Raw genomic sequence first — 25,817 nt, 5'->3', positions numbered from 1 at the left:
ATGAATTTAGAAAATGCTCAAGAGGCGGTAGATCAATGGATTAAGGAACATGGGGTTCGTTATTTTGATGAGCTTACCAATATGGCTCAACTCACCGAAGAGGTGGGGGAAGTGGCCCGAATAATAGCCCGGCGGTATGGAGAGCAAAGTGAAAAGGAAAGCGATAAAACCAAAGACCTGGGAGAAGAACTTGCCGACGTGATGTTCGTGGTGTTGTGTCTTGCTAATCAAACAGGGGTTAATTTACAAGAGGCCTTTGATAAAAAGCTGGATTTTAAAACAAAAAGAGATAAAGACCGGCATAAGAATAATAAAAAACTTCAATAATGTCCTTTAAAAAAATTGTGTCTCAGAAAAGCTTCTGGAAATCCGTAGTATTGCTGGGAATTTCCTTTCTTATAATTTATAATTTTGTAAGTATGTTATTTGAATATGGTGGTTTTGATATATCTACCTTTTTCAAGGAGCGAACTGAAGACGGAAAATTATTAAGATTTATTTTAGGACAAGCCGTAGCCGCCCTGGCCTATGGTTTTATTGTTGCTTTCGGTCAATATAAAATGAAAGAAAAAGAAAATGCCAGGAATTTATAATTTTAGCAGGAGATGAAAATTAAATTGTATAACGACAAAAGGCAGCTTTCAGGAGATCTTAAAATCACGGGTTCAAAGAGCGAATCGAACCGACTTCTTATCCTCCAGGCACTATATCCTACCCTAAAGGTGGAGAATTTATCCAATAGTGATGATACCCAATATCTAAAAAAAGCCTTAGGCTCTGAGGAAAAAGTTGTCGATATTCATCATGCCGGAACTGCTATGCGTTTTCTTACAGCTTATTTTGCCACCAGGCAGGATAGGGAAGTGGTTTTGACCGGAAGCAAGCGCATGCAGGAGCGTCCAGTGAAATTATTAGTAGATGCACTGAAAATGTTGGGTGCCGATATCACATATGAAAAAAATCAGGGATTTCCACCTTTACGGATAAAAGGAAAGCACCTTACCGAGAATCAAGTGAAATTACAGGCAAATATAAGTAGCCAATACATTTCAGCGTTGATGTTAATCGCACCTTCATTGCCAAATGGATTACAAATAGATCTTGTGGGTCAGGTAACTTCGCAGCCCTATATCAGTATGACTCTAGAAATGATGAGGAATGCTGGAATAACAGGAGAATTTAATCGAAATAAGATAGTTATAGAACCTGCTGATAAACTTGAGAGGAAAATAATTTCGGTGGAATCAGATTGGAGTTCTGCTTCTTATTTTTACAGTTTGGCGGCTATAAGTGATACTGCTCATATAAGGTTGGGAATCTATCGTGAAAAAAGTTTGCAGGGTGATTGTTGCATTTCTGAAGTTTATCGACAATTTGGGGTAGAAACCCATTATGAGGATGACACGATAGTTCTGGAAAAAACCTCCCAAAAGAAACCCAGGCATCTTTCAGAAAACCTGATTGATTCGCCGGATATAGCACAGACTATTGCGGTTACTTGTCTTGCTCTTGGAGTACCCTGTACTCTAAAAGGCTTGCATACTCTTAAAATAAAGGAAACCGATCGCCTCGCTGCTTTAAAAGCGGAAATTGAAAAATTTGGAAGTGTTGTTAATATTTCCAAAGACAGCCTGGAGTTAATTCCCAATAAAGGTTTTAACAAAAATGTCTCTGTAGCTACCTATAATGATCATCGGATGGCAATGGCCTTCGCTCCATTGGGGCTGAAAGTGCCATTAGAAATTGAGGATGCAATGGTGGTATCTAAGTCATATCCTGATTTCTGGAAGGATCTTGAAATGCTGGGTTTTAGCATAGACAAGGCCTAATCAAGGTTAAGGGTAAATAAACTCTCATTTACTTGACAACGCCTGTTTTGAGATTGTATATTTGCAGCTTTTAAAAGCACACTTATGGGAATGAAACTTTCACACTTCAATTTTGATCTTCCACCAGAACTATTGGCTGAGTACCCCGCTGAAAACAGGGATGAGGCAAGACTTATGGTTCTAAATAGGAAAGAACAAACTATTGAGCATAAACAATTTAAGGATATCTTGGATTATTTTGATCCGGAAGACGTTATGGTCCTCAATAACACCAAGGTTTTTCCAGCCCGTCTCTATGGGAATAAAGAAAAAACTGGTGCAAGAATTGAAGTCTTTTTACTTCGGGAATTAAATCCTGAAACCAAACTTTGGGATGTCTTGGTAGATCCTGCGAGAAAAATTAGAATCGGAAATAAACTTTATTTCGGGGAAGATGAGAGTTTGGTAGCTGAGGTTATCGATAATACTACTTCACGAGGAAGAACTCTTAGGTTTCTCTATGATGGTTCTTACGAGGATTTTAGAAAAAAACTTCAGGAACTTGGAGAAACTCCACTCCCAAAATATATTAAAAGAGAAGTTCAGCCTGAAGATCAGGAGCGTTACCAGACTATTTATGCTAAAGAAGAAGGCGCTGTTGCTGCTCCTACAGCAGGATTGCATTTTTCGAAACATTTATTGAAAAGGTTGGAAATAAAGGGGATAGACTTTGCCGAAGTTACTCTTCATGTAGGTTTAGGTACCTTCAGCCCTGTTGAGGTGGAAGACCTTAGTAAACATAAAATGGATAGCGAAGAAGCTTTTATAACCAGGAAAGCCACCGAGACCATCAATAAGGCTAAAGTGGAAAACCGAAAAGTCTGCGCGGTAGGTACTACTGTCATGCGTGTTCTTGAGAGTGCAGTTTCGTCAAATCAGACGCTAAATGAATTCGGGGGTTGGACCAATAAATTTATTTTTCCTCCTTATGATTTTAGTATTGCCAACTGCATGGTAACTAATTTTCATACACCAAAATCAACTTTACTTATGATGGTTTCTGCATTTGCCGGGCACGATTTTATGAAAAAAGCCTATGAAGAAGCCGTTAAGGAGAAATACCGTTTTTATACATACGGCGATGCTATGTTGATACTATAATAAACATACAGCTTACACAATACCCATTTAAGCCACAAATCTCTCATTTGTGGCTTTTTATATAAAAGTTGGCTAAACACTTAAGTTTCAATTAGTCATAAAATCCTTTAATTCTTCATACTTTTGCAGCGTGAAAAATAAGAAACGAGATATAAGGGCCCTTACAAAAAAACAATTACAGGAATTTTTTGTAGCTGAAGGCTATAAATCCTTTCGGGGGACCCAAGTGTATGAATGGCTTTGGATTAAGGGAGCCCATAGTTTTGAGGCGATGACCAATATCTCAAAGGATACCCGTGAAATGCTTAACGAAAACTTTGTGATTAATCATATTCGGGTAGATCGAATGCAGCGTAGCAGCGATGGGACAATCAAGAACGCTGTAAAGCTTCATGATCATTTAACTGTGGAATCCGTGTTGATTCCCACTCCTACAAGGACTACAGCCTGTGTTTCTTCCCAGGTGGGGTGTAGCCTGGATTGCCAGTTTTGTGCTACTGCGAAATTGAAAAGAATGCGCAATTTAAATCCGGACGAGATCTATGATCAGGTTGTCGCTATAGATAACGAAAGTAGACTGTATTTTGACCGACCCCTGAGTAATATTGTTTTTATGGGAATGGGAGAACCGCTTATGAATTATAATAATGTTATGAAGGCGGTCGATAAAATAACCTCCTCGGAAGGGTTGGGCATGTCGCCAAAACGCATCACCATTTCTACTTCAGGTGTACCAAAGATGATCAAAAAATTGGCTGATGATGAAACTAAGATTAAACTTGCGGTTTCTCTACATTCAGCCGTGGATGAAGTTCGCACTAGAATAATGCCCTTTAATGAGACTTTTCCACTACATGATTTAAGAGAAGCTCTGGAATATTGGTATTCGAAAACCAGAAGCCGGATAACCTATGAGTATATTGTGTGGAAGGGAATTAACGATACCCGAAAGGATGCAGAAGCACTGGTTAAATTCTGTAAATATGTTCCCTGTAAAGTTAATCTTATCGAATACAATCCTATTGATGATGGGAACTTTCAACAAGCTTCTTCCCAGGCTACCGATATGTACCAAGAAATCCTTGAAAGAAATCATATTACGGTCACGGTCCGTCGTTCTAGGGGAAAAGACATTGATGCTGCATGTGGTCAGCTTGCAAATAAATCTGCTTAATTTGAAAGGGAAGTCACCACTTAAAATTCTCTTGAAATATTTATCTTTGGTGGCTTAATGAAAGTAATTTCCCAAATAAAACTCCCGGTAGAAAAGGAAATGGAACTTTTTGAAAAAAAGTTCTTCGAGTCCATGTCGTCCCAGGTAGCCTTGCTTAATCGTATTACCCACTATATTGTTAATCGAAAGGGTAAACAAATGCGGCCAATGTTTGTGTTTTTGGTGGCTAAAATGGTATCCGATGGTAGTGTGAATGAGCGGACTTACAGGGGTGCTTCAGTTATAGAATTAATCCACACCGCAACCCTTGTACACGATGATGTGGTAGATGATTCTAACCGCCGTCGTGGATTCTTCAGCATAAATGCCCTTTGGAAGAATAAGATTGCTGTGTTGGTTGGTGATTATCTTCTTTCAAAAGGCTTACTTCTCTCTATTGATAATAATGATTTCGATCTTCTAAAGATAATTTCTGTGGCCGTTAGGGAGATGAGTGAAGGCGAACTGCTTCAGATTGAAAAAGCACGTCGTCTTGATATCACTGAAGCCGTTTATTATGATATTATTCGGCAGAAAACAGCAACTCTTATCGCTGCATGTTGTAGCTTGGGTGCTGCCTCGGTTAAACCCGAGTCCAACGAAATTGCTAAAATGAGGCGCTTTGGAGAACTTATTGGAATGGCCTTTCAAATTAAAGATGACCTTTTCGACTATGGAGATGATAAAATTGGAAAACCTACCGGCATAGATATAAAGGAACAAAAAATGACACTTCCCTTAATCTATGCACTTAATAATTCAACCAAGAAAGAAAAATCCTGGCTGATCAATTCGGTTAAGAATCATAATAAGGATAAAAAAAGGGTCAAGGAGGTCATTGAATTTGTGAAAATTAAAGGTGGGCTGGATTATGCTGAAAACAAAATGATGGAGTTTCAGCGTGAAGCTTTGGGAATTCTCGAAGATTATCCCGAATCCGCTTATAAAGATTCCCTGGAGTTAATGGTTAATTATGTGATCGAGCGAAAAAAATAGACCAAAAAAGCCCAAATTTAAATTCAGGCTTTTTGATCTATAATCCAATTAGGTTAGAATTCGTCATTGGTCTCCTCATCATTCATATCATCGGTTTCGTGAATTTCTTCATCGATCTCTTCTTTTACCTTATCCGCACCTTCTTCGATTTTTCTACCGGCCTTTTCAGTATTTTCCTCGATATCCTCACCTATAGCTTCAATTGCTTCTTCAGTCTTTTCCTGGGTTGTTTCTCTACAAGCATTCAGAGATAGTGCCAGGATTACTGCCAAAAATAATATCAACTTCTTCATATTTTTAATTTAAGGGTTAATAAAAAAAAGCCACTTTCAGTGAAGAAAGCAGCTTTTAAATCAAATCACCTACGATATTACATATCGTCTTCGTGGATCTCTTCGTCAATTTCCTGCTCAGCTTCTTCAGCAGCCTGCTCGGTCTCAGAAGCAGCTTCTTCAGCAGCGTTTTCTACATCCTCACCTGCAGACTCTAAAGCGTCTTCGGTTTTTTCTTCAGTAGTCTCCCTGCATGAGTAAATCGAGAGAGACATAGTTGCAACAGCAAATAATAAGAATAATTTTTTCATTTTTAGATAATGTTTAATTAGTTGAAGACACAAATTTAAACTAATTTTTAATTTATCAATGGATTCTTTGCTTGCAAATATTGCTTATATCGTTCCCAGTCTTACATTAGTTGGAGGTTTTTGCCTATAATATCACCTCCAATTGCCCCACAATAAATCAATAAGCGTTTCTTGATTTTTATAAAATTCTTTCCGAGTGGGGTACCTTTATTCTTTGATTGACTGTGATTTTATCTCTGGGTAAGTTTCAGGATCTTCACCTGCTAATTTAGCAAAGTTTCTATAGGCCTGTTCAACTATTGTCTTTGGAGTTTTTTCGAATTCCGCTTCTGTTACCTTATACTTTTTTTGGAGACTATCCAGTTTTGAATGCATTTTTTGCTGAATATCGGCATAATCTGGATGGTTGTATATATTATTTTCTTCCTCCGGATCTTTCTTTAAATCATACATCTCCCAGAAATCTATATCGTCGTAAAAGTGCATGAGTTTATAGCGCTGAGTTCGTACTCCATAATGTCTTTTTACCATATGGAAGGCAGGGAAATCGTAGTAATGGTAATAAATGGCATTGCGGAAATCTTTTTCCCCGGAGGTTTGGTTTACTAGCTGCCTAAGGGATCTTCCTTGCATGGCTGAGGGAATTTCAGCCCCGGCAAAGTCAAGAAAAGTGGGGGCAAAGTCGAGATTTTGAGTGAGTGAATTGATTTCAGTGCCAGCTTTAATCTCTTTAGGATATTGCATAAGCATTGGCATTGCAAGAGATTCTTCATACATAAATCTTTTGTCAAAAAATCCTTTTTCTCCTAAATAAAATCCCTGATCCGTAGTGTAAACTATAATCGTATTTTGGTCAAGTCCGGTCTCCTCGAGATAATCCAGGATTTTTCCTACCCCCTCGTCTACGGATGCCACAGTAGCTAGGTAATCCCGCAAATAACGCTGACCTTTCCACTCAGCCAAGGCCTTTCCACTTAAATCCGCTTTATGAAAAGCATCATTTTTCGGCCGGTAGGCATCATTCCACGTATTTCGTTGCTGGGTAGTCATCCTTTCAAAATCAGTAGTCCATGGATTGTGTGCCAGAGAGTCACTACCTTGGGCTACACTTAATTTAAGATCATGACCGGCATACATATCTTCATAAATCGTTTGGAGTTGCTCCTGAGCAGCTAACTGATCCTTATGCTCAGAAAAATAAGTGTCGGGTAGCGGAAACTCTGTACTGTCGTATAAATTGAGATGTCTTGGTGCCGGCATCCAGTTTCGATGTGGAGCTTTATGTTGTACCATAAGCATAAAAGGTTTCCCGGAATCAGCATTTTGTTTTAACCAGTCTAAACCCATATCGGTGATGATATCGGTCGCATAACCTTCAATTCTTGTTGTATCTTTTCCTTGTATAAAATCTGGATTGTAATAATTCCCCTGATCGACCAAAATGTTCCAATAATCAAAACCTTCAGGCTTACCATGAAGGTGCCACTTTCCTACCAAGGCGGTTTCATAACCAACTTCTTTGAGATATTTTGGGAGCGTTGGCTGAGATCCGTCAAATACTTCACCGTTCATTCTAAAGCCATTGATGTGACTATGCTTTCCGGTAAGGATTACTGCCCTACTGGGGCCACAAATTGAATTAGTGCAGAAATTGTTATTGAATTTAACACCGTTTTGTGCAATGCGGTCAATATTTGGAGTAGGGGCAAGTTTACTTATTGGATGGCCGTATGCACTTATGGCCTGGGCTGCATGATCATCAGTCATGATAAAGACAATATTGGGCCTTGCAGGATTTTCCTCTTTCGATTGATTTACCTTTTGTTTGCAAGAGGAAAAAAAACAACCCACCATGAGAAGACTCAGCGATTGAAATATTAATTTTTTGGTTAGCATTCCGAGAATTTTAGTCGTTTATTTAAGGGTGAATTTTGATCAAAAATACAAAAAGCTTGTATTTTTGATCAAATAATGACTACAACAAAAACTGCACAAAAAGTTTTACATCAATGAAATTTAAGTTAGTAAATAGTTTATTAATGGTGCTTTTAATGGTTTCTTTGGGATTCTCACAAGGACTCACCCCACCTATACAAAACTATTCTTCGCGCGATTATGAAGCTGCAAGCCAGAATTGGGACCTGGATATAGATGAACAAGGAATTATTTATGTGGCTAATAACCAGGGATTATTAAGTTATGACGGGCAACGCTGGAAACTTCATAGCCTTAAGTCAGGTTCCATTGTGCGATCGGTATACACGCATAACAACCGAATTTATACGGGGTCATATAAGGAATTTGGATACTGGTCCAGAGATAGCACGGGGAGTTTAGAATATCATTCATTAATGCATTTGATGGATGAAGAGCAGTTGCATAGTGACGAATTCTGGGAAATTCTCTCTTACCAGAATGCAATTTACTTTCGGTCTTTTGGCGCTATTTATAAATATGAAAATAATGACATTTCCCTGGTAAAAAACGAGGTCACTAATAAAATGACCGTTTTTAAAGATCGCCTCCTGGTCGCTGTTGTTAATTCCGGCCTTTATTTTTTAAAAAAGAATGGGGAACTGGAAGCTTTGCCTAATCAGGATATTTTAGAGGGGGAAACCATTATTGATGTAGAAGTAAATGGAGAAAGCTTGCTAATAGGCACAAGGGATGCTCTTTATGAGTTCAAAAACGGCAAAGTCAACCTGTTTAAAGACAGTGAATTAAATGCCGAATTACGAAGCTCCGAATTAAACCATATTCTCACTGTTAATAAAGGAGAAATTGTTCTGGGAACTGTAAAGAATGGAATTATTCATTACGATTTGGCTCATGGGGAATATAGTATATACAACAGGCATAATGGTTTGCAAAACAACACTGTTTTGCGCATGGTGGAAAAAAATGGGAATATCTGGTTGAGCCTCGATAACGGGGTAGATATGGTTAAACTTCATTCACCGGTAGAGTATTATACGGATGATTCTGGTGAACTGGGCGCAGTTTACGACCTTACTTTTTTCAATAATAATCTATACCTTGGGAGTAATACTGGGGTCTATCGTTTTGTGGATAATCAGCAAGAACTCGTTGAGGGTTCAGAGGGGCATACCTGGAATCTTGAAATACTTAATAATGAACTATATGCAAATCATAATACGGGGACCTTTAAAATAAAAGGAAATAAATTTCTACCACTAGAAGAGCGCACTGGAAGTTTTCGTATCCTCAATTTACCACAAGTAGAAAATAGCAAACTAATCGCAACATATACAGGCCTAACACTCATTGACGGTGGGTTAATTCAAACGGTAACTGGGGTCAATTTTCCCATTCGTGAACTTTTGTTTCAGGCTCCAGAAACTTTTATGGCAGCCCATCCTTACGAGGGTATTTATAGGATTGAGTTAAAGGCTGATTTAACCAGTGCTCTTTCCGTAGAGAAACTTAAAGATATAGACGGAAACGGCCACTACAATGCCGATATTTATCGCATTAATGAACAAATTGCTGTTTTTAATGGTGGAAAGTGGTATAGGTATAATCATTTTTCTGATAGTCTAGAGGTCTTTAAAGAGCTAAAGGATTATGAAGATCATAAGTTGCTCTATTATGATAACTTGGGATTTTGGTTTACCGACACCCAAAATAATTCTTTGATCTTCACTGATTTAAAGAATTCTGAAATTAAAGTAGCTTTTCCAAAGGTACGGGAGAGACTCGTCAAGAAATACGAGAAACTTATAAAGACCAGGGATTCTATTTATTATGTTGCCTTAAATGATGGTTTTGCAAAAATCAATCTCCCGGAATTGATACGAAGCAGGAAGAACGAGATGCTTAGTAAGCCTATCATTCGCGGGTTTTCTGATGTCGAACAGCGGTATGATCTTTCTTCTATGCCAGAGGTGCCTTACAATAAAGCAAGGGAGATCCTGGTGCAAGCTGCCTTGCCTGTAAGCGATGCCTCTTCGATGTATTATGAGCTTGTAGGAAAAGATACTTTGCGAGGGAATGTGGAAAACGGATATTTGAACTTTCAAAATCTAAGGCATGGAGATTATGAATTGAATCTTTTTGCCGTAAGTCAGCAAAAAGAAACCCCAATTCGTACTTCCTTTTCTTTCCGTGTGAATCCTCCCTGGTATCTGTCAGGTCTAATGAAATTTGTGTATATCCTTTTATTTCTTGCACTGATAGGATTAATTTATTGGTTTAATCAGCTTAAACTTAGGAAACAACAGTTATTACTTGAGCAAAAATTTGAGAAAGAACATGAAGAACGACTGAACCAGCTTGAGAAGGAAAGACTTATGAATGAGATTACCTTAAAAAGAAAAGAATTGGCCAATACCACTATGGTAGCTGCTAAGAAGAACGAGGTATTGATGGAGATCCAAGGCGAGTTAAACAAGGATAAAAGTAAATTCTCCAACCAGTTCAGATTAAAACATATAATGAATAAAATCAACAGGGCTATAAAGAACAAAGATGAATGGCAGGTCTTTGAGACTAATTTCAATGAAGTTCACGAAGACTTTTTTAAAGACCTCCTAGAAACCTACCCCCAGCTCACCAATAAGGATCTTAAGCTTTGCTCGTACTTAAAAATGAATTTAACTTCTAAGGAAATAGCTCCTTTAATGGGAATTTCGGTTCGAGGAGTGGAAGTGCATCGTTATAGATTGCGTAAAAAAATGGGGCTTGATAAAAAGGAAAATTTAACAAATTTTCTTATCAAAAACTTCTAATAGCTAGCCTTACGTACTACATCATTACTACATCAAGTACTTAAATTTTCTTTAAAATTTTACTTCAGCTCTACTATAAATCATTAAAAATCAATATATTAAGATGTTAATTTTTATGATGTAGTTGTTGTGTACTATAACGTTTGCGTGAAAATGGGCTAAGGACGTATCTTTCAATGAAATTCAGTTAAAAAACCTACCGTATGAAATTAAAATTATTTACTTTTTTAGTTTCCATTTTTACTCTTACAGGGTATGCACAGGATACTAAAACGATAAGTGGGGTAATTGTCGACCCTAATGAAATGCCTCTTCCCGGAGCTGAGGTTAAAGTTGTTGGTAAGAACATTTATTCTATTACCGACTTTGATGGAAATTTCACATTGGAAGATGTGGAAGTGGGAGATGTATTTAGAGTTACTTTTTTGGGATTTAAACCTCAAGAGATTACCGTCTCATCACAGAACCAATATAATGTAACTCTTGAGGAAGATGCCGGGCAGCTAGAAGAAGTTCTTGTTGTAGGTTATGGAAGCCAGAAAAAACGAGATCTTACCGGTTCTATTGCCAATATTGATGCTGAAGAAATTGAAAAAACGCCCACAGCCAATGTGATGCAATCTTTACAGGGTAAAGTCTCCGGAGTACAGATTGTGAACTCTGGATCCCCTGGGGAATCTCCGACGGTTCGGATTAGAGGTGTAGGAACTTTTGGAGACGCCACAAATGTTTTATATGTAGTCGATGGTGCTTTGTATGATAATATCGACTTTTTAAACACCAAGGATATCAAATCGGTGAATGTTTTAAAAGATGCTTCTTCCTCTGCTATTTACGGGGTAAGAGCTGCTAACGGGGTAGTAATCATCGAAACCAAATCAGGTAGGAAAAACCAGAAAGTTCAATTTGAATATGATGGCTATACCGGTATTCAGCGTGCCCAAAATGTTGTTAAACTTGCTAATACAGAGCAATTTTATACGATGGCCCAGGAATCAGGATCTCAGGCTGATGTGAATTTCATTGAAAATGCTATTCAGCGGTATGGGCGAAGTCGAATCAATCCTAATGTCCCAGCAGTTAATACGGATTGGTATAAAGAAATTCTTCGGGATGGGCTGATTCAAAACCATAGTATCTCTGCTTCTGGTGGTGGTGAGAAGGTTGCCTATGCTGTAGGGGCAAACTATACAGAGCAGGAAGGAATTCTTGATATGAAGAATGATTACGAACGGTTCAACATTAGATCTAAAGTGGATGTTGATATTAGTGATCGGTTGAGTGCGGGTGTTAATACTATCTTTAGTAACGCGACAAAATATGCTCCTGAAAACGGCGCATGGTTCAGAGCCTATTTTGCCGTTCCAGTGATGCCAGTGATCGATGAACTTAACACCGAGGCCGGACCAATTCCATATTCCAATGCCCAACTACTTGGTTATAGAGGTACACAGAATCCTTTCCAGGATCTTACCTATAACCAAAATAGACTTAAAATAAGAAAATTGCTTGCGACAATGTTTCTGCAATACGAGCTAATAGAAGATAAGTTAGATTTTAAGACTACCTATAGTCATGATTTTTCCAGTTTGGAAAACAGGGAAGTAAATCTACCATATACCTTAGGAAATAATTTTGAAAGAAGATCTAGTATTAAAAGAGAAAATAACAACTATTCCAATCAGTACTGGGATAATGTGCTTACCTATGAAGATAGTTTTGAAGATCACGATCTAACTGTAATGCTTGGTGCATCTTTTAGAGATGAAGCTAGTAATGAATTTGAAGCCACAGGATATGATATTGCTGGAATAGGGCTTGAAACTAGCTGGTATCTAGATTTTGCTGATCAGGACTCCTTTAGCAATAATGTAAGCGAAATAGGGACCAGATTTTATGGAATATCCTACTTCGGAAGGATAGCCTATGACTATAAAGACAAATATTTATTATATGCAACTCTCAGAGCTGATGGATCTTCAAAATTCACATTAGATCCCTGGGGATATTTCCCTTCCGTCGGTCTGGGCTGGGTAGCATCTGATGAGGACTTTCTTGCCGATAGCGAGGTGTTTGATTTCTTAAAATTCAGGGCAAGTTGGGGAAAGTTAGGAAATGATAATGTTGCTGCCAGTGCGGGTTCCAATACCATCGAAGTTATTACTACTCCAATTGGTGACCAACCACGTACAGGGTTAACTTCCACCAGTGTGTTCTCGAACAATACCTGGGAAGTGATCGAGGAAAAAAACTTCGGTTTAAATCTTCAGACTTTTGATAGTAGGTTATCTGTTGATGCGGATTATTATATACGTGATACCCATGATGCAATCCTACCGGTTTATATTCCTATTGTAAACAGAAGTGTAGATAGAAACTCAGGAGTAATTCGAAATGAAGGTCTGGAATTAAGCGCGAATTGGAATCACCAGGTGTCTGATGATTTCAGTTATAGGATAGGGGCCAATTTCACAACACTAAAGAACGAAGCAATACAGATTGAAGATGAAAGGGGATATATTGATTCTGGCTCTGCTGAATTTAGGCAACGAACTTTACTAGGTGGACCTTTATTAGGATTTTACGGGTATGAAAGAACTGGGGTTTATCAGAATCAGGAACAAATTGAAAATGACCCAATAGCACTCGAAAATAACCTGGAGCCTGGAGATCTTATTTACAGAGATCAGAACGGGGATGGAGTAATTGATGATGCGGACCGCGTTATCCTGGGTTCCTTCCTGCCAGAATATACTTTTGGAGCTAGTCTTGGAGTAAACTATAAGGCCTTTGAGTTCTCCATGGATGTCTATGGGCAAACGGGTAATAAGATCCTCAACAGAAAAAGAGGAGAAATTATTTTTACCCAGGATACCAATATGGATGCCGATCTTGCCATTAACAGATGGCACGGCGAAGGAACTAGTAATACCTATCCATCTTCGGCCGGACTACGAAAGGCCTGGAATCAGAAATTAAGCGATTTCTGGGTTGAAGACGGTGACTTTTTCCGGATACAGAATGTTCAGGTTGCCTATAATATTGAAGCCGAAGGATTACCGCAAACCAGAATTTATTTTACAGCGGAAAAACCACTTTCAATTTTTGATTATAACGGATTTAATCCAGAAGTCCCTAATGGGGTTGACAGGCAAACCTATCCGGTTCCAGCGATTTATACCCTGGGAGTTAATTTGAAATTCTAAAAAGATTAATATGAAAAGATATAATTCAACAAAAATATTACTTCTGTGCTTTTTTATGGGAGTAGGTCTAAGTTCCTGCCATGATAAACTCGATGTGCGGGAAGGCCAATTAAATACTGGCGATCTTGACTATACCGATGCCAGTAACATGGTTCAACCATTAATTGGAGCTTATCATGAACTTGCTACGCGGGGATGGGAAGAACCTCTTTTGCTTGGAGTCAGAGGAGATGATGTAAATGCCGGTGGTTTAGGCGATCAGCAGCCCTTTGCTGATACTGATAAGTATATATATGATAAGGATTACTGGATGTATAATTCCTTGTGGAATGTGCATTATAATGATATTATCAATATGAATACGGCTATTTTACAACTTGAGAATTTCAGGGAATACGCCAATGAAGCGGATGCAGCCAGGGCTGATCAGTATATAGCTGAAATTATGGTTATGAGAGCCTGGCTCCATTTTAACCTGGCCAGGGTCTGGGAAGATGTGTTTATCATTACCTCCAACCAACCAGAAGAAGAATTGGAGCAAGGTGTTTCCTCCAAAGCCGAGGTTATGCAATTTATTTCTGACCAGATGGACATGGCAATTCAGGAACTTCCCGAAGTAAGGCCGAATGAAAGAACTGATATCCAGGGCGGGGTTACTAGGTATACTGCTTATGCGATGAAGGCCCTGGCCCATCAGGAGCTTGGAAATTATCAGGAAGTAGCTGATGCCACAGGAATTATTATTAGTTCTGGTAAATTTTCACTTTATCCCGATTTCTATCAACTTTTTAAAAAGCCAGGTGAATTGAGCAATGAAAGTCTGTTGGAACTTCAGTATTCAGATTATGGAACACCCTCTGGAGATGCATTGTATCATTTATACGCGCCATTCGGTCCTCAAAACTGGACTCCAGCAAGAGAAAACGCCCAAAGTGGTTGGGGTTTTTATGAGCCAAGTCTGAAATTCATTGAAATTATGCTGGATAGAGATGAAGAGGTAAGGTTACAAACCAGTGTGTTGTTTACCGATCGTGGAATTGCCGAATTGGAAGCTGATGGTTACACCGATCTTCCGGATTTTGTAAATAATACCACCCCCTCAGGAGATGTGATCAATGATTTTGAAAGAGCTTTATTCTCAAGTGGGAAGCATTATTTACCTTCTGAGCAATTAACCGATGGAAGAAATAATTACAGTGCAGGTAAAAATATGATTGTAATTCGTTATGCTGAAATTCTACTAATGTATGCCGAAGCTTTAACTCTCGGGGCTAATGGAACAAGCATTTCAGCTGATGAAGCTGTAAACCTGGTAAGGAATCGTGCCGGTTTAGAGGAATTAGACGGGGTGACTCACGAACAGGTGCTAGATGAGAAATTTGCGGAATTTGCTATGGAATGGGGGATTAGGTATTTCGATATGATTCGCCACGATATGTATGGGGAATTGAGTTATGAAGGACGGAACTTTTCTGCCGACAAGGAATATTTACCTTATCCACAAGCTCAAATAGATGCATTACCTCTGGAAGCTAATGCGGTAATGAATTCAATGTTAAACCAGCAAAACAAATAGGTATGAAAAATTATATAAAAACTTCCTTTGGGCTTTTGCTATTAGTAATTGGTCTTGCTTCCTGTGAGTATGATGGAATAGATCCACTTACTCAAGTGGATCCAGGACCTGATGCAGGGGCTCCAGAAATTAATATTCAGTATCCCAATGATGGAACTACCATCCAGGTGCCTGAACCGGTAGCCTCCATCAATATTCGCTTTGAGGTGATAGACGATATTGAAGTAGATAATGTTGAGGTGCTGGTAAATGGAAATCAGGTCGCTACATTTAATGACTTTCTTGATTACAGGATTGTAAAGGAGGAAGTTTCTTTTGATCAGGTAACCAACGGAGAACATACCCTTACAATAAAAGCCACTGATATAGCCGGAAATACAACCAGCAAATCAGTTAATTTCAGCAAAGAGCCACCTTATACCCCGAGATATGCCGGGGAGTTTTTCTATATGCCGTTTAATGCTGATTTTAGTGAATTAGTGAATATATATATGGGTGAAGAAATAGGGAGTCCTGGGATTACTTCTAACGCCTATTTAGGAACAGGTGCATTTACCGGCGCTGATGAATCTTATGTATCTGTACCTCTTGACCAAGAAGAATTGGGCAATGAGTTTTCCGCAGCATTCTGGTATAAATTAGATACAAGTAATGATAAAGCTGGAATTTTAACAGCAACTGATGATGAAGATCGCAATCAAGGGTTTAGGTTTTTCAGAGAACCAGATAATAAGAATCCTGAATATCAAAGATTCAAACTAAATATTGGAACTGGTGACGGTGAAGTTTGGAATGATGGTGGTAAGATTCATAAGGATGATAATCAATGGATACATATAGCTTTCAGTTTTACATCTGAAGAAACTGTTGTTTATTTAAATGGAAACCCTGTGACAATTACGGAACCAACCAATGCTCAGTATGATTGGACTGGAGTTGAAGATTTGATGGTTGGATCTGGATTAAATTTTAGTGGATGGGGACATAACTCGGATACCAGCATAATTGATGAATTGAGATTATTCAATAGAGCCTTATCTTATGAAGAAGTTGCGGCTATGATAGACGACAGTGCTGTAACCTTGTATATGCCCTTTGAAGGAAATTATAATGATTTAATAGCAAATCGTAAAGTTACTGTAGAAGGTGAGCCAGGTTTTACAACCGAGGCTGCTGAAGGAGAGAATGCCTATTCGGGAGCTGAAGATGCTTATTTAAACATGCCTTCTAGTGGTTTATTAAGTGAGGAATTTAGTACTACTTTTTGGTACAAGGTAAATGCTGAACCCGACCGTGCCGGTATTATAACTATTGGACCTGAGGATGAAGAAAATCCAGATTCCCAAAATAATAGAATTAGTGGATTCAGACTTTTCAGAGAAGGAAATGCTGATGAGCAACGGATCAAAGCCAATGTAGGAAATGGATCGGCTGACAGCTGGAACGAGGGGGGAGTAATTGACGTAAGCGCCGGAGAATGGGTGCATGTGGCTTTTACCATTTCTGACTCTGAAAGTAAAATTTATTTGAATGGAGTATTAGAGAAAACTGGAACGGTTTCCGGTGGAGTTGACTGGACTGGAACTGATATCGTTTCCATTATGTCTGGTGCTCCGAGATTTACCGGATGGAATCACCTTTCAGACCAAAGTTATATGGATGAGCTGCGTTTTTATAACAAAGTGCTAACTCAGGAAGAGATCCAGGCAGACATGAATCAGTAGATCAAAATATTAGATAAGATTTCCGGTAAACCATGTGGTTGCCGGAAATTTTAAAAATTTCTGTTGATTAGAAACCTCGGGAAAAGCCTTGAATCTAAATTTCTAAATATTGTTTTTATTGGTTTCCCCTTCAATTTTTTCTTGTAGAAAAAGTAATTTTAAAGATCAGGTAATGTTGAAAGTTTTTTATGTACTGGGTATTTTAATGATCTTTTCGTCTTGTAGTAATGATTCTGGCCCAGGATTCCAGGAGCCTTATATCCCTGGAGAAGAGAAAGAAGAAGATAGGAATCAGAGTTTAAGCGATGATGAATTATTGGAAAAAGTACAGGAAACAACTTTTAAATATTTTTGGGATTTTGCCGGTAGTAATTCTGGTTTGGCAAAAGAAAGATCCCAGCCAGATGCCTATGGGGGACAGGGAGATAATATTGTAACAATGGGGGGTTCAGGGTTTGGTATTGCCGCTTTTCCAGTGGCTGTAGAACGTGGTTGGATAAGTCGTAGTGAGGCTATACAGCGTCTGGAAAAAATTCTTGATTTCCTTGAAACTGTCCCTACTTATCACGGCGCTTTTTCTCATTGGTATTTTGATGATTCAGCTCAAACCCGACCCTTTAGCCAGAAGGATAATGGAGGGGACCTGGTGGAAACTGCATTTTTAATGCAAGGGTTATTAATTGCCCGGGCGTATTTTTCAGGCCAGACGGCAATCACAGACCGAATTACTGCTCTATGGGAAGCTGTAGAATGGGATTGGTACACCCAGGGAGAAAACGTCCTTTATTGGCATTGGTCTCCTAATTATGGTTTTGAGATGAACCTGCCAATAAAAGGTTGGAACGAGACACTTATGACCTATGTGCTTGCTGCCGCTTCTCCAACACATCCCATTGAACCTGAAGTTTATCATCAAGGTTATGCTTCAAATGGGAATATAATAAATAACCGCCAGCATTATGGCATCAATCTTCCTTTAGGTCCTGCCTTTGGTGGGCCATTGTTTTTTGCCCATTATTCTTTTATAGGTCTAGACCCGCGCAATTTGAGTGATAATTATGCGAATTATTGGGAACAAAATACCGCACATAGTCTTATACATTATAACTATGCAATAGATAACCCAAAGAATTTTGAGGGTTATGGGGAGCATAGTTGGGGCTTCACCGCCAGCGATAATTATGAGGGTTACTCCGCTCATAGCCCAGCTAATGATTTGGGGGTTATTACTCCTACTGCTGCCTTATCATCTTTTCCTTATACTCCTGAAGAATCAATGAAAGCTTTGCGCTATTTCTATGATGTAATGGGGGATGATCTTTGGGGGCCTTATGGTTTTTATGATGCCTTTTCTGAAGAGCATAACTGGGTGGCAAATGGCTATCTGGCCATAGATCAGGGGCCGATAATTTCTATGATAGAAAATTACAGAACCGGCCTGGTGTGGAATTTATTTATGGCTGATGAGGAAATTCAGGAGGGATTAAACAAATTAAGTTTCAATTTTTAATATATCCGAAAATCTATTTTATATGACCAAGTTTAGAATTAGCTTCCTACTCTTACTTTTGATTGCAGGGATCAGTTGTAAAAACGATAAGAAGTCCCAGACTGATAAGGAATCGGTAGGTCCCATAAGTGATGAAGCTTTACTGGACACAGTACAAAAACAGACTTTGAAATATTTCTGGGATCATGCCGAGCCCAACTCAGGGATGGCTCGTGAACGCTGGCATCCCGATGGGGAATACCCTAAAGATGATGCCCATGTAGTTACCACCGGTGGTTCTGGTTTTGGCCTTATGGCTATAGTTGTGGGAATAGAAAGAGAGTTTATTGAAAGGGATTCAGCGGTAGCCCGATTGGATAAAATAGCCAATTTTTTAGAAAATGCTCCCAGATTTCACGGGGTATGGCCACATTGGTTAAATGGAGAAACTGGCGATGTGCAGGCTTTTAGCGAGAAAGATAATGGAGGCGACATTGTGGAGACTTCCTTTATGGCCCAGGGATTTCTTGTGGTTCGCGAATATCTAAAAGATGGAACCCCACAGGAACAAGCCGTTGCTCAGAAATATGACCAGCTGTGGAAAAGTATCGAATGGAACTGGTACACTAACAATAAAAACGGAATATACTGGCATTGGTCTCCCGAGTATGAATGGGAGATGGACTTTATGATTGAAGGCTATAACGAATGTTTAATTACTTATGTGATGGCCGCTGCTTCACCAGACCATGCCATAAATCTTGAAGCCTATCATAAAGGGTGGGCCCGGAATGGGGAAATTGTAACCGATACAGAAGCTTACGGTTTACCGTTGATTTTAAAACATAATACTCGTGGCGATAAGGGCGGCCCATTGTTCTGGGCCCACTATTCTTATCTGGGACTTAACCCGAGAGGCCTTGAAGATAAGTACGCGAATTACTGGGATCTTAATGTCAATCACAGTTTAATCAATTACAACTACTGTGTAGAGAACCCAAAAGACTTTGAAACTTACAACGAAAAATCCTGGGGTCTAACGGCGAGTTACTCCCGTAACGAGGATGGTAGTATTGGTTATACGGCCCATTCTCCCGACGATGATAAAGGAGTCGTGTCTCCTACAGCGGCGATTAGTTCAATTCCCTATACGCCTAAAGAATCCCTTCGGGCTATGCGCTATTTCTTTGAAGAGCAAAATGAATTACTTTGGGGACCGGCCGGCTTTTATGATGCCTATAGTTTAGAAGGAGAAGATTGGGCAGCGCAGCGTTACCTGGCTATAGACCAGGGACCACAGGTGGTGATGATAGAGAATTATCGATCAGGACTGATTTGGAATTTGTTTATGCAGGCTCCAGAGATTCAGGATGGTTTGGACAGATTAGGATTTAATATTTCAGAACAAGATGAATAGACCATTTTTAACTTTAATAGCTTTTATTTTCCTGATGTTTCCAATCTCCTTATTGGCACAGGAAAAGTCTTTTGAAATCGTGGTATTGCCGGATACACAAACCTATATGGAGGAATATCCTGAAATCTACTTAAATCAGATGCAATGGTTGGCCGATAATTCCGAAAGATTTTCTTTCGTTATGCACGTAGGTGATATTACTCAGAATAATAGTAGAGAGGAATGGGAAGTCGCCAAAAAAGGATTTGAGCTCCTCGATGAAAAAATTCCATATGCTTTTGCTTTGGGAAATCACGATATGGGGAGTGAAGCAGGGAAATTTGCGGATACTCGGAATACTAGTATGGCCAATAAATTCTTTGCTACTTCGGATATAGAAAACCTTGTGGCAACTTTTCCGGAAGGATCGGTAGACAACTTACTTAGTGAATTCAAAGCCGGAGGTGAGCAATGGATGGTTTTATCCCTGGAATTTGGTCCCAGAAATAAAACCCTTGTTTGGGCTGATAAAATGATTGCTAAATATCCTCATCATAATTTTATTGTAGTAACCCACGCACACCTTTATGAAGATAATACCCACCATGATGGCGAAGATTGGTGGTTACCCGAAAATTATGGAATCGGAAAAAGTACTGGTGAGGAAGCTCCAAACAATGGTGGTCAGGTATGGAAAAAATTGCTCAAAAAACATCACAATGTGAAAATGGTTTTTTCGGGACATATTCTTAAATCGGGAGAGGGGACTTTGGTGAGTGAAGGTGAACAAGCTAACCAGGTGTACCAGATGCTGGCGAATTACCAGAAAGGGGTTGACGGCTCGGAGAAAGGAGGAAATGGTTTTTTACGTATAATAAAAATCTTTCCCGAATCAGGAAAGATTCAGGTGAGGACTTACTCTCCATTATTAAATGAGTTTAAAAAAGAAAAGGAACATCAATTCAGTTTTGAAAATGCTCGTTTTTCTAATACAGTAGAACAGAAGCTGACGCGTTATAAAAAGAAGCAATTTATCAAGGACGCTGATACTTTAAATTACCGTGTTTTATTTCCTAAGAATTTTACCATGGAAAAAGAATATCCTGTTGTTTTATTTCTCCATGGAGCAGGGGAGCGCGGTAATGATAATCAGGCCCAACTTACTCACGGAAGCAAACTATTTTTAGCGAATCAGGATGAATTTCCAGCCATCGTGATTTTTCCGCAGGCGCCAAAGGAAGATTATTGGGCTAAAGTAGAAGTGAACCGGGATAGTATACCTTTTGAGTTCAGTTTCATGAATGAAAAACCCGCCACCAAATCCTTACAGCTTGTAATGGATTTGATGGAAGAAATGACCTCAAAGGACTTTGTGAATAAAGACCGAATTTATTTAGGAGGCCTTTCAATGGGGGGAATGGGAACTTTTGAACTTATTTATAAAAGACCTGAAATGTTCGCGTCTGCCTTTGCAATATGTGGAGGTGCCAATCCTGAAATTGCAAAAGATTATCCCAAAGGCTTTAATATCTGGATTTTTCATGGAAAAAAAGACGATGTAGTAATACCAAAATATTCTGAAGCAATGGCTCGTGCCATTAATCATTATGGTGGAAATGCTAAACTTTCGCTGTATCCCGATGATAATCATAATAGCTGGGACTCAGCATTTGCAGAACCCTATTTACTGCCTTGGTTGTTCTCACATGAGAGAAATAAGGAACGAAAGAAAAAAGAATTTGATAATCCATAATCTGGTTCAGAAAGTAAAAAGATGAAAAGTTTTAGAAAATTACTTATAACATTAGCTTTATTATTTGGGTTTAGTTTATATGCACAGGAAGTTGTTCCGGAAACTTATATAAATCCTCTGGACATTGATTATACCTATATGGTATATAATTCAAGTAAGAATATTTCTTATCGTTCTGGCGCAGATCCCGCTGTAATTGAATTTCGTGGAGAATACTACATGTTTGTCACACGGTCTTTTGGCTATTGGCATTCTAAAGATTTGATCAATTGGGAATTTATTAGACCCAAGCAATGGTTTTTTGAAGGTTCTAATGCACCTACGGCTTTCAATTATAAAGATTCACTTGTATATTTTGCAGGGGACCCGGCAGGTTATGGGAGTATTCTCTATACCGATGACCCAAAAAGTGGGGAGTGGACCCCCACAGCATCTATTACCAGTAATATTCAGGATTCCGAATTATTTATTGATGATGATGGAAAAACCTATTTGTATTGGGGTTCATCAAATGTTCATCCCCTTCGTGTAAAAATGCTCGATAAAGACGATCGATTTCTTGAAACGGGTGTTGAAAAAGAGCTTATTAACCTGGTTGAAGAAGAACACGGGTGGGAACGTTTTGGTGAGAATAATTATCACCCAACCTTAAAGGAAGGTTATATGGAAGGTGCTTCCATGACTAAGCATGAAGGTAAATACTATTTACAGTATGCGGCACCTGGGACACAATTTAATGTGTATGCCGACGCTGCCTATGTTGGTGAAACCCCGCTTGGCCCTTTTAAATACATGAAAAATAATCCAATGAGTTTAAAACCGGGCGGTTTCGCCAATGGTGCAGGCCATGGGATTACTATGAAACAGACCAATGGGCAGTACTGGCATTTTGCTACTATGGCGCTGGCTTCCAATTCTCATTGGGAACGCAGGCTTTGTATGTTTCCTACTTATTTTGATGAGGAAGGTTTAATGTATACGGATACAAGCTATGGCGACTATCCCTTATACGGGCCAGATCATCCAACAAAAGCCGGGGAGCATAGTGGCTGGATGTTGCTTTCCTACAAAGGTAAGGCAACGGTTTCATCCTCCCGGATGCAGGTAAGGAAAAGTACTGCTACAGATGGTGATTATGATATTACCGAAATGCCTTTGGAAAAAAATAGTGAGGGGGAAATAATTTCAAAGTTGTTAACTGATGAAAGTCCTAAATCCTTTTGGGTTGCTGAGGCTAATGATGATAAGCAATGGGTTAAGATCGAAATGCCTTCACCTGGGAAAATTTATGCTTTTCAATTGAATTTTCATGATCAGGAGTCCGGGATCTATACCCGTAAAGATGGACTGCGCCATCGGTTTACGCTGGAAGTTTCAAAGGATGGAAAAAACTGGCAAAGGATTGTAGATCGCAGCGATAGTTATAAGGATACGCCAAATGCTTACATTACCCTTAATAATCCTGTAGAGGGTAAATATATACGTTACAATAATGTTGAGGTTCCAGGTGAAAATCTGGCATTATCTGAAATCAGAGTATTTGGTAAAGGCCAAGGTGAAAAACCAGTAAAGGTTAAAAACTTTAGCGTGAAACGTGAGCAAGATCGAAGAGATGCCTCACTGACCTGGGAGCCGGTTAAAGATGCCCAGGGGTATAATATCCGATGGGGCATTGCACCTGATAAATTATACCATTCCTGGTTGATTTATGATGTAAATGAGCATTTTATGCGCAGCCTTGATCGTGATACGCCATATTATTTTAGTGTAGAAGCCTTTAATGAGAATGGAATTTCGGAACCTTCCGAAATTATATATGTAGAATAAAAAAAATTGTTGATTAATAAACCAAATGAAAATGAGAAAATTTTATCTGTCAATGGGTATTCTTCTTCTTGCTGGCAGCTTTGCGCTTCAGGCTCAAAGCCGTATAGCCCAAGTAGAAGAAATACTGGAAAAAATGACACTGGAAGAAAAAATAGGCCAGCTTAATCTTTTGACCCCGGGTGGCGGAGTAGCTACAGGATCAGTGGTAAGTGAAGATGTGGAGACCAAAATCAAAGCGGGAAATGTCGGAGGTGTTTTTGGTGTTTCAAGTCCTGCGAAGGTAAGGCAGGCGCAAGAGCTTGCGGTAAAGAACTCCAGATTGGGGATTCCCTTGCTTATCGGTTCCGATGTGATTCATGGATACAAAACAACCTTCCCTATTCCGTTGGGACTTTCAGCGAGCTGGGATATGGAATTGATTAAAGAAACAGCACAGGTTGCAGCTAAGGAAGCTACTGCCGATGGGATTAACTGGAATTTTTCGCCAATGGTGGATATTGCACGTGACCCTCGATGGGGGCGTGTGGCCGAGGGCGCCGGAGAAGATCCTTTTCTTGGTTCCCAGATAGCCAAAGCCATGGTAGAAGGTTATCAAGGTGAGGACCTAACTCAGCCTCAGACTATGCTTTCTACTGTAAAACATATGGCTCTTTATGGTGCTGTTGAAGGTGGTCGGGACTATAATAGTGTAGATATGAGTAAGTTGCGAATGTATAATGAATACTTGCCTCCATATAAAGCAGCGGTTGAAGCGGGAGTTTCAAGTGTGATGACCTCTTTTAACGACATCCATGGGGTACCAGCATCAGGAAACCAATGGTTGCTTACGGATTTGCTTCGAGAGGAGTGGGGTTTTGATGGTTTTGTAGTTTCTGATTATACTTCTGTAAATGAAATGATCGCTCACGGCCTTGGCGATCTTCAGGCGGTATCGGCCTTGGCTATAAATGCAGGTCTGGATATGGATATGGTAGGAGAAGGTTTTCTAACTACTCTTAAGAGGTCGGTTGACGAAGGAAAGGTTTCTGAGGAAACCATAACAACTGCGGCCAGAAGAATTCTGGAAGCTAAGTATAAGTTAGGCCTATTGGATGATCCATATCGCTATTCCGATGAGAGCAGACCTGAAAAGGATATTCTTTCAGATGAAAACCGCGCTTTAGCAAGAAAGGCTGCTACCAAAGCGGCAGTGTTACTGAAAAAAGATGCGGAGGTACTTCCACTTAAAAAAGAAGCGAATATTGCCTTAATTGGTCCTTTGGCCAATGATCAGAATAATATGTTGGGAACCTGGGCACCAACCGGGGATTTTAAACTATCTGTCCCGGTGTTGAAAGGGATTAGAAATGTGATTCCTGAAGCTAAGGTAACTTACGCTAAGGGAGCCAATATTAGCGATGATGCTCAGTTTACTGAGAATGTGAACGCCTTAGGACCAAAAATCATTGTTTCTGATGAATCTCCTGAAGAATTGCTAGAAGAAGCACTTAAAGTTGCCGAAGCTGCCGAAGTGATCGTAGCCGTGGTGGGAGAAGCTAGTGAAATGAGCGGAGAATCTTCCAATAGAACCGATATTCGAATTCCTGACAGTCAAAAGAAGCTTATCCGAGAATTGGCCGCTACAGGAAAACCAATGGTACTAGTGCTAATGAGCGGTCGTCCCCTGGATATTTCAGAGGAGATGGAATTGCCAGTTGATATTTTACAGGTTTGGCATCCTGGAGTTGAAGCCGGTAATGCCGTAGCTGATTTACTTTTCGGAAATTATAATCCCTCCGGAAAACTTACGATGAGCTGGCCTCATAATGTCGGGCAGATTCCGGTTTACTATAGTAGGAAAATCACGGGAAGGCCGGGGCCTACGCCAAGTGAATTTCAAAAATTCAAATCAAATTATCTCGATGCTCCAAATTCGGCGCTTTTACCATTTGGATATGGGCTTAGTTATACCGAATTTGAATATTCTGATGTAAGCATTGATAAAAACAAGATCTCAGGAAAAGAAAACCTAACGATTTCTGTAAAAGTCAGCAATACCGGTAACTACGATGGTGAAGAAACGGTGCAGCTATACACACATGATAAAGTACGAAGCATTACCCCACCCGGAAAAGAATTAAAAGCATTTAAGAAAATTTTTCTTAAGAAAGGAGAAAGCAAAGTTGTTGATTTTGAAATTAGCCGGGAAGACCTGAAATTTTATAATGCAGAACTTAACCATGTAGTGGAGCCTGGTGAATTTGAATTCTTCGTGGCGGGAAGTTCGGATCATGAATTCACCGGAAGTTTCACCGTGGAATAATGCTGCAGATTTTTAAGATGAATATGGCATTTACT

At 39.4% G+C, this 25,817-nt stretch carries 18 protein-coding genes; 15 read left to right on the top strand and 3 right to left on the bottom strand.

Annotated elements, in window-relative coordinates; genetic code table 11:
• From ACW6NC_RS05955 to ACW6NC_RS05930, 6 genes are all read left to right on the top strand, one after another.
• Positions 1-327, top strand: a complete 327-nt coding sequence (locus ACW6NC_RS05955) for a nucleotide pyrophosphohydrolase (RefSeq protein ID WP_457864351.1) — start codon at positions 1-3, stop codon at positions 325-327.
• Positions 327-593, top strand: a complete 267-nt coding sequence (locus ACW6NC_RS05950; RefSeq protein ID WP_457864349.1) for a hypothetical protein — start codon at positions 327-329, stop codon at positions 591-593. Before ACW6NC_RS05955 ends, ACW6NC_RS05950 begins: the two co-directional genes overlap by 1 nt.
• Before the next feature lie 12 nt (positions 594-605).
• Positions 606-1,829, top strand: coding sequence for a 3-phosphoshikimate 1-carboxyvinyltransferase (gene aroA / locus ACW6NC_RS05945; protein WP_457864348.1), 1,224 nt, complete (start codon positions 606-608; stop codon positions 1,827-1,829).
• A gap of 90 nt (positions 1,830-1,919) precedes the next feature.
• Positions 1,920-2,969, top strand: a complete 1,050-nt coding sequence (gene queA / locus ACW6NC_RS05940) for a tRNA preQ1(34) S-adenosylmethionine ribosyltransferase-isomerase QueA (RefSeq protein WP_457864617.1) — start codon at positions 1,920-1,922, stop codon at positions 2,967-2,969.
• Between the two features lie 130 nt (positions 2,970-3,099).
• Positions 3,100-4,143 carry a 23S rRNA (adenine(2503)-C(2))-methyltransferase RlmN gene (gene rlmN / locus ACW6NC_RS05935; RefSeq protein WP_457864346.1) on the top strand — a complete coding sequence of 348 codons (1,044 nt, stop codon included), beginning with the start codon at positions 3,100-3,102 and terminating at the stop codon, positions 4,141-4,143.
• Positions 4,144-4,200: 57 nt separating this feature from the next.
• Positions 4,201-5,178 (top strand): polyprenyl synthetase family protein, encoded by a 978-nt coding sequence (locus ACW6NC_RS05930; protein ID WP_457864344.1) that lies wholly within the window; start codon positions 4,201-4,203, stop codon positions 5,176-5,178.
• A gap of 53 nt (positions 5,179-5,231) precedes the next feature.
• On the opposite strand, the gene ACW6NC_RS05925 is transcribed toward ACW6NC_RS05930, so the two are convergent.
• From ACW6NC_RS05925 to ACW6NC_RS05915, 3 genes are all read right to left on the bottom strand, one after another.
• Positions 5,232-5,471 carry a hypothetical protein gene (locus ACW6NC_RS05925; protein ID WP_457864343.1) on the bottom strand — a complete coding sequence of 80 codons (240 nt, stop codon included), beginning with the start codon at positions 5,469-5,471 and terminating at the stop codon, positions 5,232-5,234.
• Between the two features lie 77 nt (positions 5,472-5,548).
• A complete protein-coding gene (locus ACW6NC_RS05920; protein WP_457864341.1) occupies positions 5,549-5,725 on the bottom strand; it encodes a hypothetical protein in 177 nt (58 codons plus the stop codon).
• Between the two features lie 243 nt (positions 5,726-5,968).
• Positions 5,969-7,657 carry a sulfatase family protein gene (locus ACW6NC_RS05915; protein WP_457864339.1) on the bottom strand — a complete coding sequence of 563 codons (1,689 nt, stop codon included), beginning with the start codon at positions 7,655-7,657 and terminating at the stop codon, positions 5,969-5,971.
• A gap of 113 nt (positions 7,658-7,770) precedes the next feature.
• Here ACW6NC_RS05915 and ACW6NC_RS05910 point away from each other — a divergent pair, with 113 nt between their 5' ends.
• The 9 genes from ACW6NC_RS05910 (at position 7,771) to bglX (ending at position 25,782) form a co-directional block, all read left to right on the top strand.
• The gene (locus tag ACW6NC_RS05910) at positions 7,771-10,509 is read left to right on the top strand and encodes a LuxR C-terminal-related transcriptional regulator (protein ID WP_457864337.1); all 2,739 of its coding nucleotides are present in this window, start codon (positions 7,771-7,773) and stop codon (positions 10,507-10,509) included.
• Between the two features lie 203 nt (positions 10,510-10,712).
• On the top strand, positions 10,713-13,715 hold the full coding sequence (locus ACW6NC_RS05905) for a SusC/RagA family TonB-linked outer membrane protein (protein ID WP_457864335.1): 3,003 nt from the start codon (positions 10,713-10,715) through the stop codon (positions 13,713-13,715).
• A 10-nt stretch (positions 13,716-13,725) separates the two neighbouring features.
• Entirely contained in the window at positions 13,726-15,291 is a 1,566-nt protein-coding gene (locus ACW6NC_RS05900; protein WP_457864333.1) for a RagB/SusD family nutrient uptake outer membrane protein, read from the top strand.
• 2 nt (positions 15,292-15,293) lie between these two features.
• Positions 15,294-17,015, top strand: a complete 1,722-nt coding sequence (locus ACW6NC_RS05895; RefSeq protein WP_457864332.1) for a LamG-like jellyroll fold domain-containing protein — start codon at positions 15,294-15,296, stop codon at positions 17,013-17,015.
• A gap of 172 nt (positions 17,016-17,187) precedes the next feature.
• Positions 17,188-18,525 (top strand): glucoamylase family protein, encoded by a 1,338-nt coding sequence (locus ACW6NC_RS05890; protein ID WP_457864331.1) that lies wholly within the window; start codon positions 17,188-17,190, stop codon positions 18,523-18,525.
• Between the two features lie 22 nt (positions 18,526-18,547).
• On the top strand, positions 18,548-19,921 hold the full coding sequence (locus tag ACW6NC_RS05885) for a glucoamylase family protein (RefSeq protein ID WP_457864329.1): 1,374 nt from the start codon (positions 18,548-18,550) through the stop codon (positions 19,919-19,921).
• A complete protein-coding gene (locus ACW6NC_RS05880) occupies positions 19,914-21,653 on the top strand; it encodes a metallophosphoesterase (RefSeq protein ID WP_457864327.1) in 1,740 nt (579 codons plus the stop codon). Before ACW6NC_RS05885 ends, ACW6NC_RS05880 begins: the two co-directional genes overlap by 8 nt.
• A gap of 21 nt (positions 21,654-21,674) precedes the next feature.
• Positions 21,675-23,480: a family 43 glycosylhydrolase gene (locus tag ACW6NC_RS05875; RefSeq protein WP_457864325.1), complete on the top strand. Its 1,806-nt coding sequence runs from the start codon at positions 21,675-21,677 to the stop codon at positions 23,478-23,480.
• A 31-nt stretch (positions 23,481-23,511) separates the two neighbouring features.
• A complete protein-coding gene (gene bglX, locus ACW6NC_RS05870; RefSeq protein WP_457864323.1) occupies positions 23,512-25,782 on the top strand; it encodes a beta-glucosidase BglX in 2,271 nt (756 codons plus the stop codon).
• Positions 25,783-25,817 lie beyond the last annotated feature (35 nt).

This window comes from Salegentibacter profundi, assembly GCF_054121475.1.
Note: the sequence above shows the minus strand (reverse complement) of the source record. Positions and strands in the feature narration are given on the sequence as shown.

Excerpts from the sequence above, each read along its gene's own strand:
- ACW6NC_RS05955 (WP_457864351.1), top strand. The coding sequence starts at position 1 with ATGAATTTAGAAAATGCTCAAGAGGCGGTAGATCAATGGATTAAGGAA.
- ACW6NC_RS05950 (WP_457864349.1), top strand. The coding sequence starts at position 327 with ATGTCCTTTAAAAAAATTGTGTCTCAGAAAAGCTTCTGGAAATCCGTA.
- aroA (WP_457864348.1), top strand. The coding sequence starts at position 606 with ATGAAAATTAAATTGTATAACGACAAAAGGCAGCTTTCAGGAGATCTT.
- queA (WP_457864617.1), top strand. The coding sequence starts at position 1,920 with ATGAAACTTTCACACTTCAATTTTGATCTTCCACCAGAACTATTGGCT.
- ACW6NC_RS05930 (WP_457864344.1), top strand. The coding sequence starts at position 4,201 with ATGAAAGTAATTTCCCAAATAAAACTCCCGGTAGAAAAGGAAATGGAA.
- ACW6NC_RS05925 (WP_457864343.1), bottom strand. The coding sequence starts at position 5,471 with ATGAAGAAGTTGATATTATTTTTGGCAGTAATCCTGGCACTATCTCTG.
- ACW6NC_RS05920 (WP_457864341.1), bottom strand. The coding sequence starts at position 5,725 with ATGTCTCTCTCGATTTACTCATGCAGGGAGACTACTGAAGAAAAAACC.
- ACW6NC_RS05915 (WP_457864339.1), bottom strand. The coding sequence starts at position 7,657 with ATGCTAACCAAAAAATTAATATTTCAATCGCTGAGTCTTCTCATGGTG.
- ACW6NC_RS05910 (WP_457864337.1), top strand. The coding sequence starts at position 7,771 with ATGAAATTTAAGTTAGTAAATAGTTTATTAATGGTGCTTTTAATGGTT.
- ACW6NC_RS05905 (WP_457864335.1), top strand. The coding sequence starts at position 10,713 with ATGAAATTAAAATTATTTACTTTTTTAGTTTCCATTTTTACTCTTACA.
- ACW6NC_RS05900 (WP_457864333.1), top strand. The coding sequence starts at position 13,726 with ATGAAAAGATATAATTCAACAAAAATATTACTTCTGTGCTTTTTTATG.
- ACW6NC_RS05895 (WP_457864332.1), top strand. The coding sequence starts at position 15,294 with ATGAAAAATTATATAAAAACTTCCTTTGGGCTTTTGCTATTAGTAATT.
- ACW6NC_RS05890 (WP_457864331.1), top strand. The coding sequence starts at position 17,188 with ATGTTGAAAGTTTTTTATGTACTGGGTATTTTAATGATCTTTTCGTCT.
- ACW6NC_RS05885 (WP_457864329.1), top strand. The coding sequence starts at position 18,548 with ATGACCAAGTTTAGAATTAGCTTCCTACTCTTACTTTTGATTGCAGGG.
- ACW6NC_RS05880 (WP_457864327.1), top strand. The coding sequence starts at position 19,914 with ATGAATAGACCATTTTTAACTTTAATAGCTTTTATTTTCCTGATGTTT.
- ACW6NC_RS05875 (WP_457864325.1), top strand. The coding sequence starts at position 21,675 with ATGAAAAGTTTTAGAAAATTACTTATAACATTAGCTTTATTATTTGGG.
- bglX (WP_457864323.1), top strand. The coding sequence starts at position 23,512 with ATGAGAAAATTTTATCTGTCAATGGGTATTCTTCTTCTTGCTGGCAGC.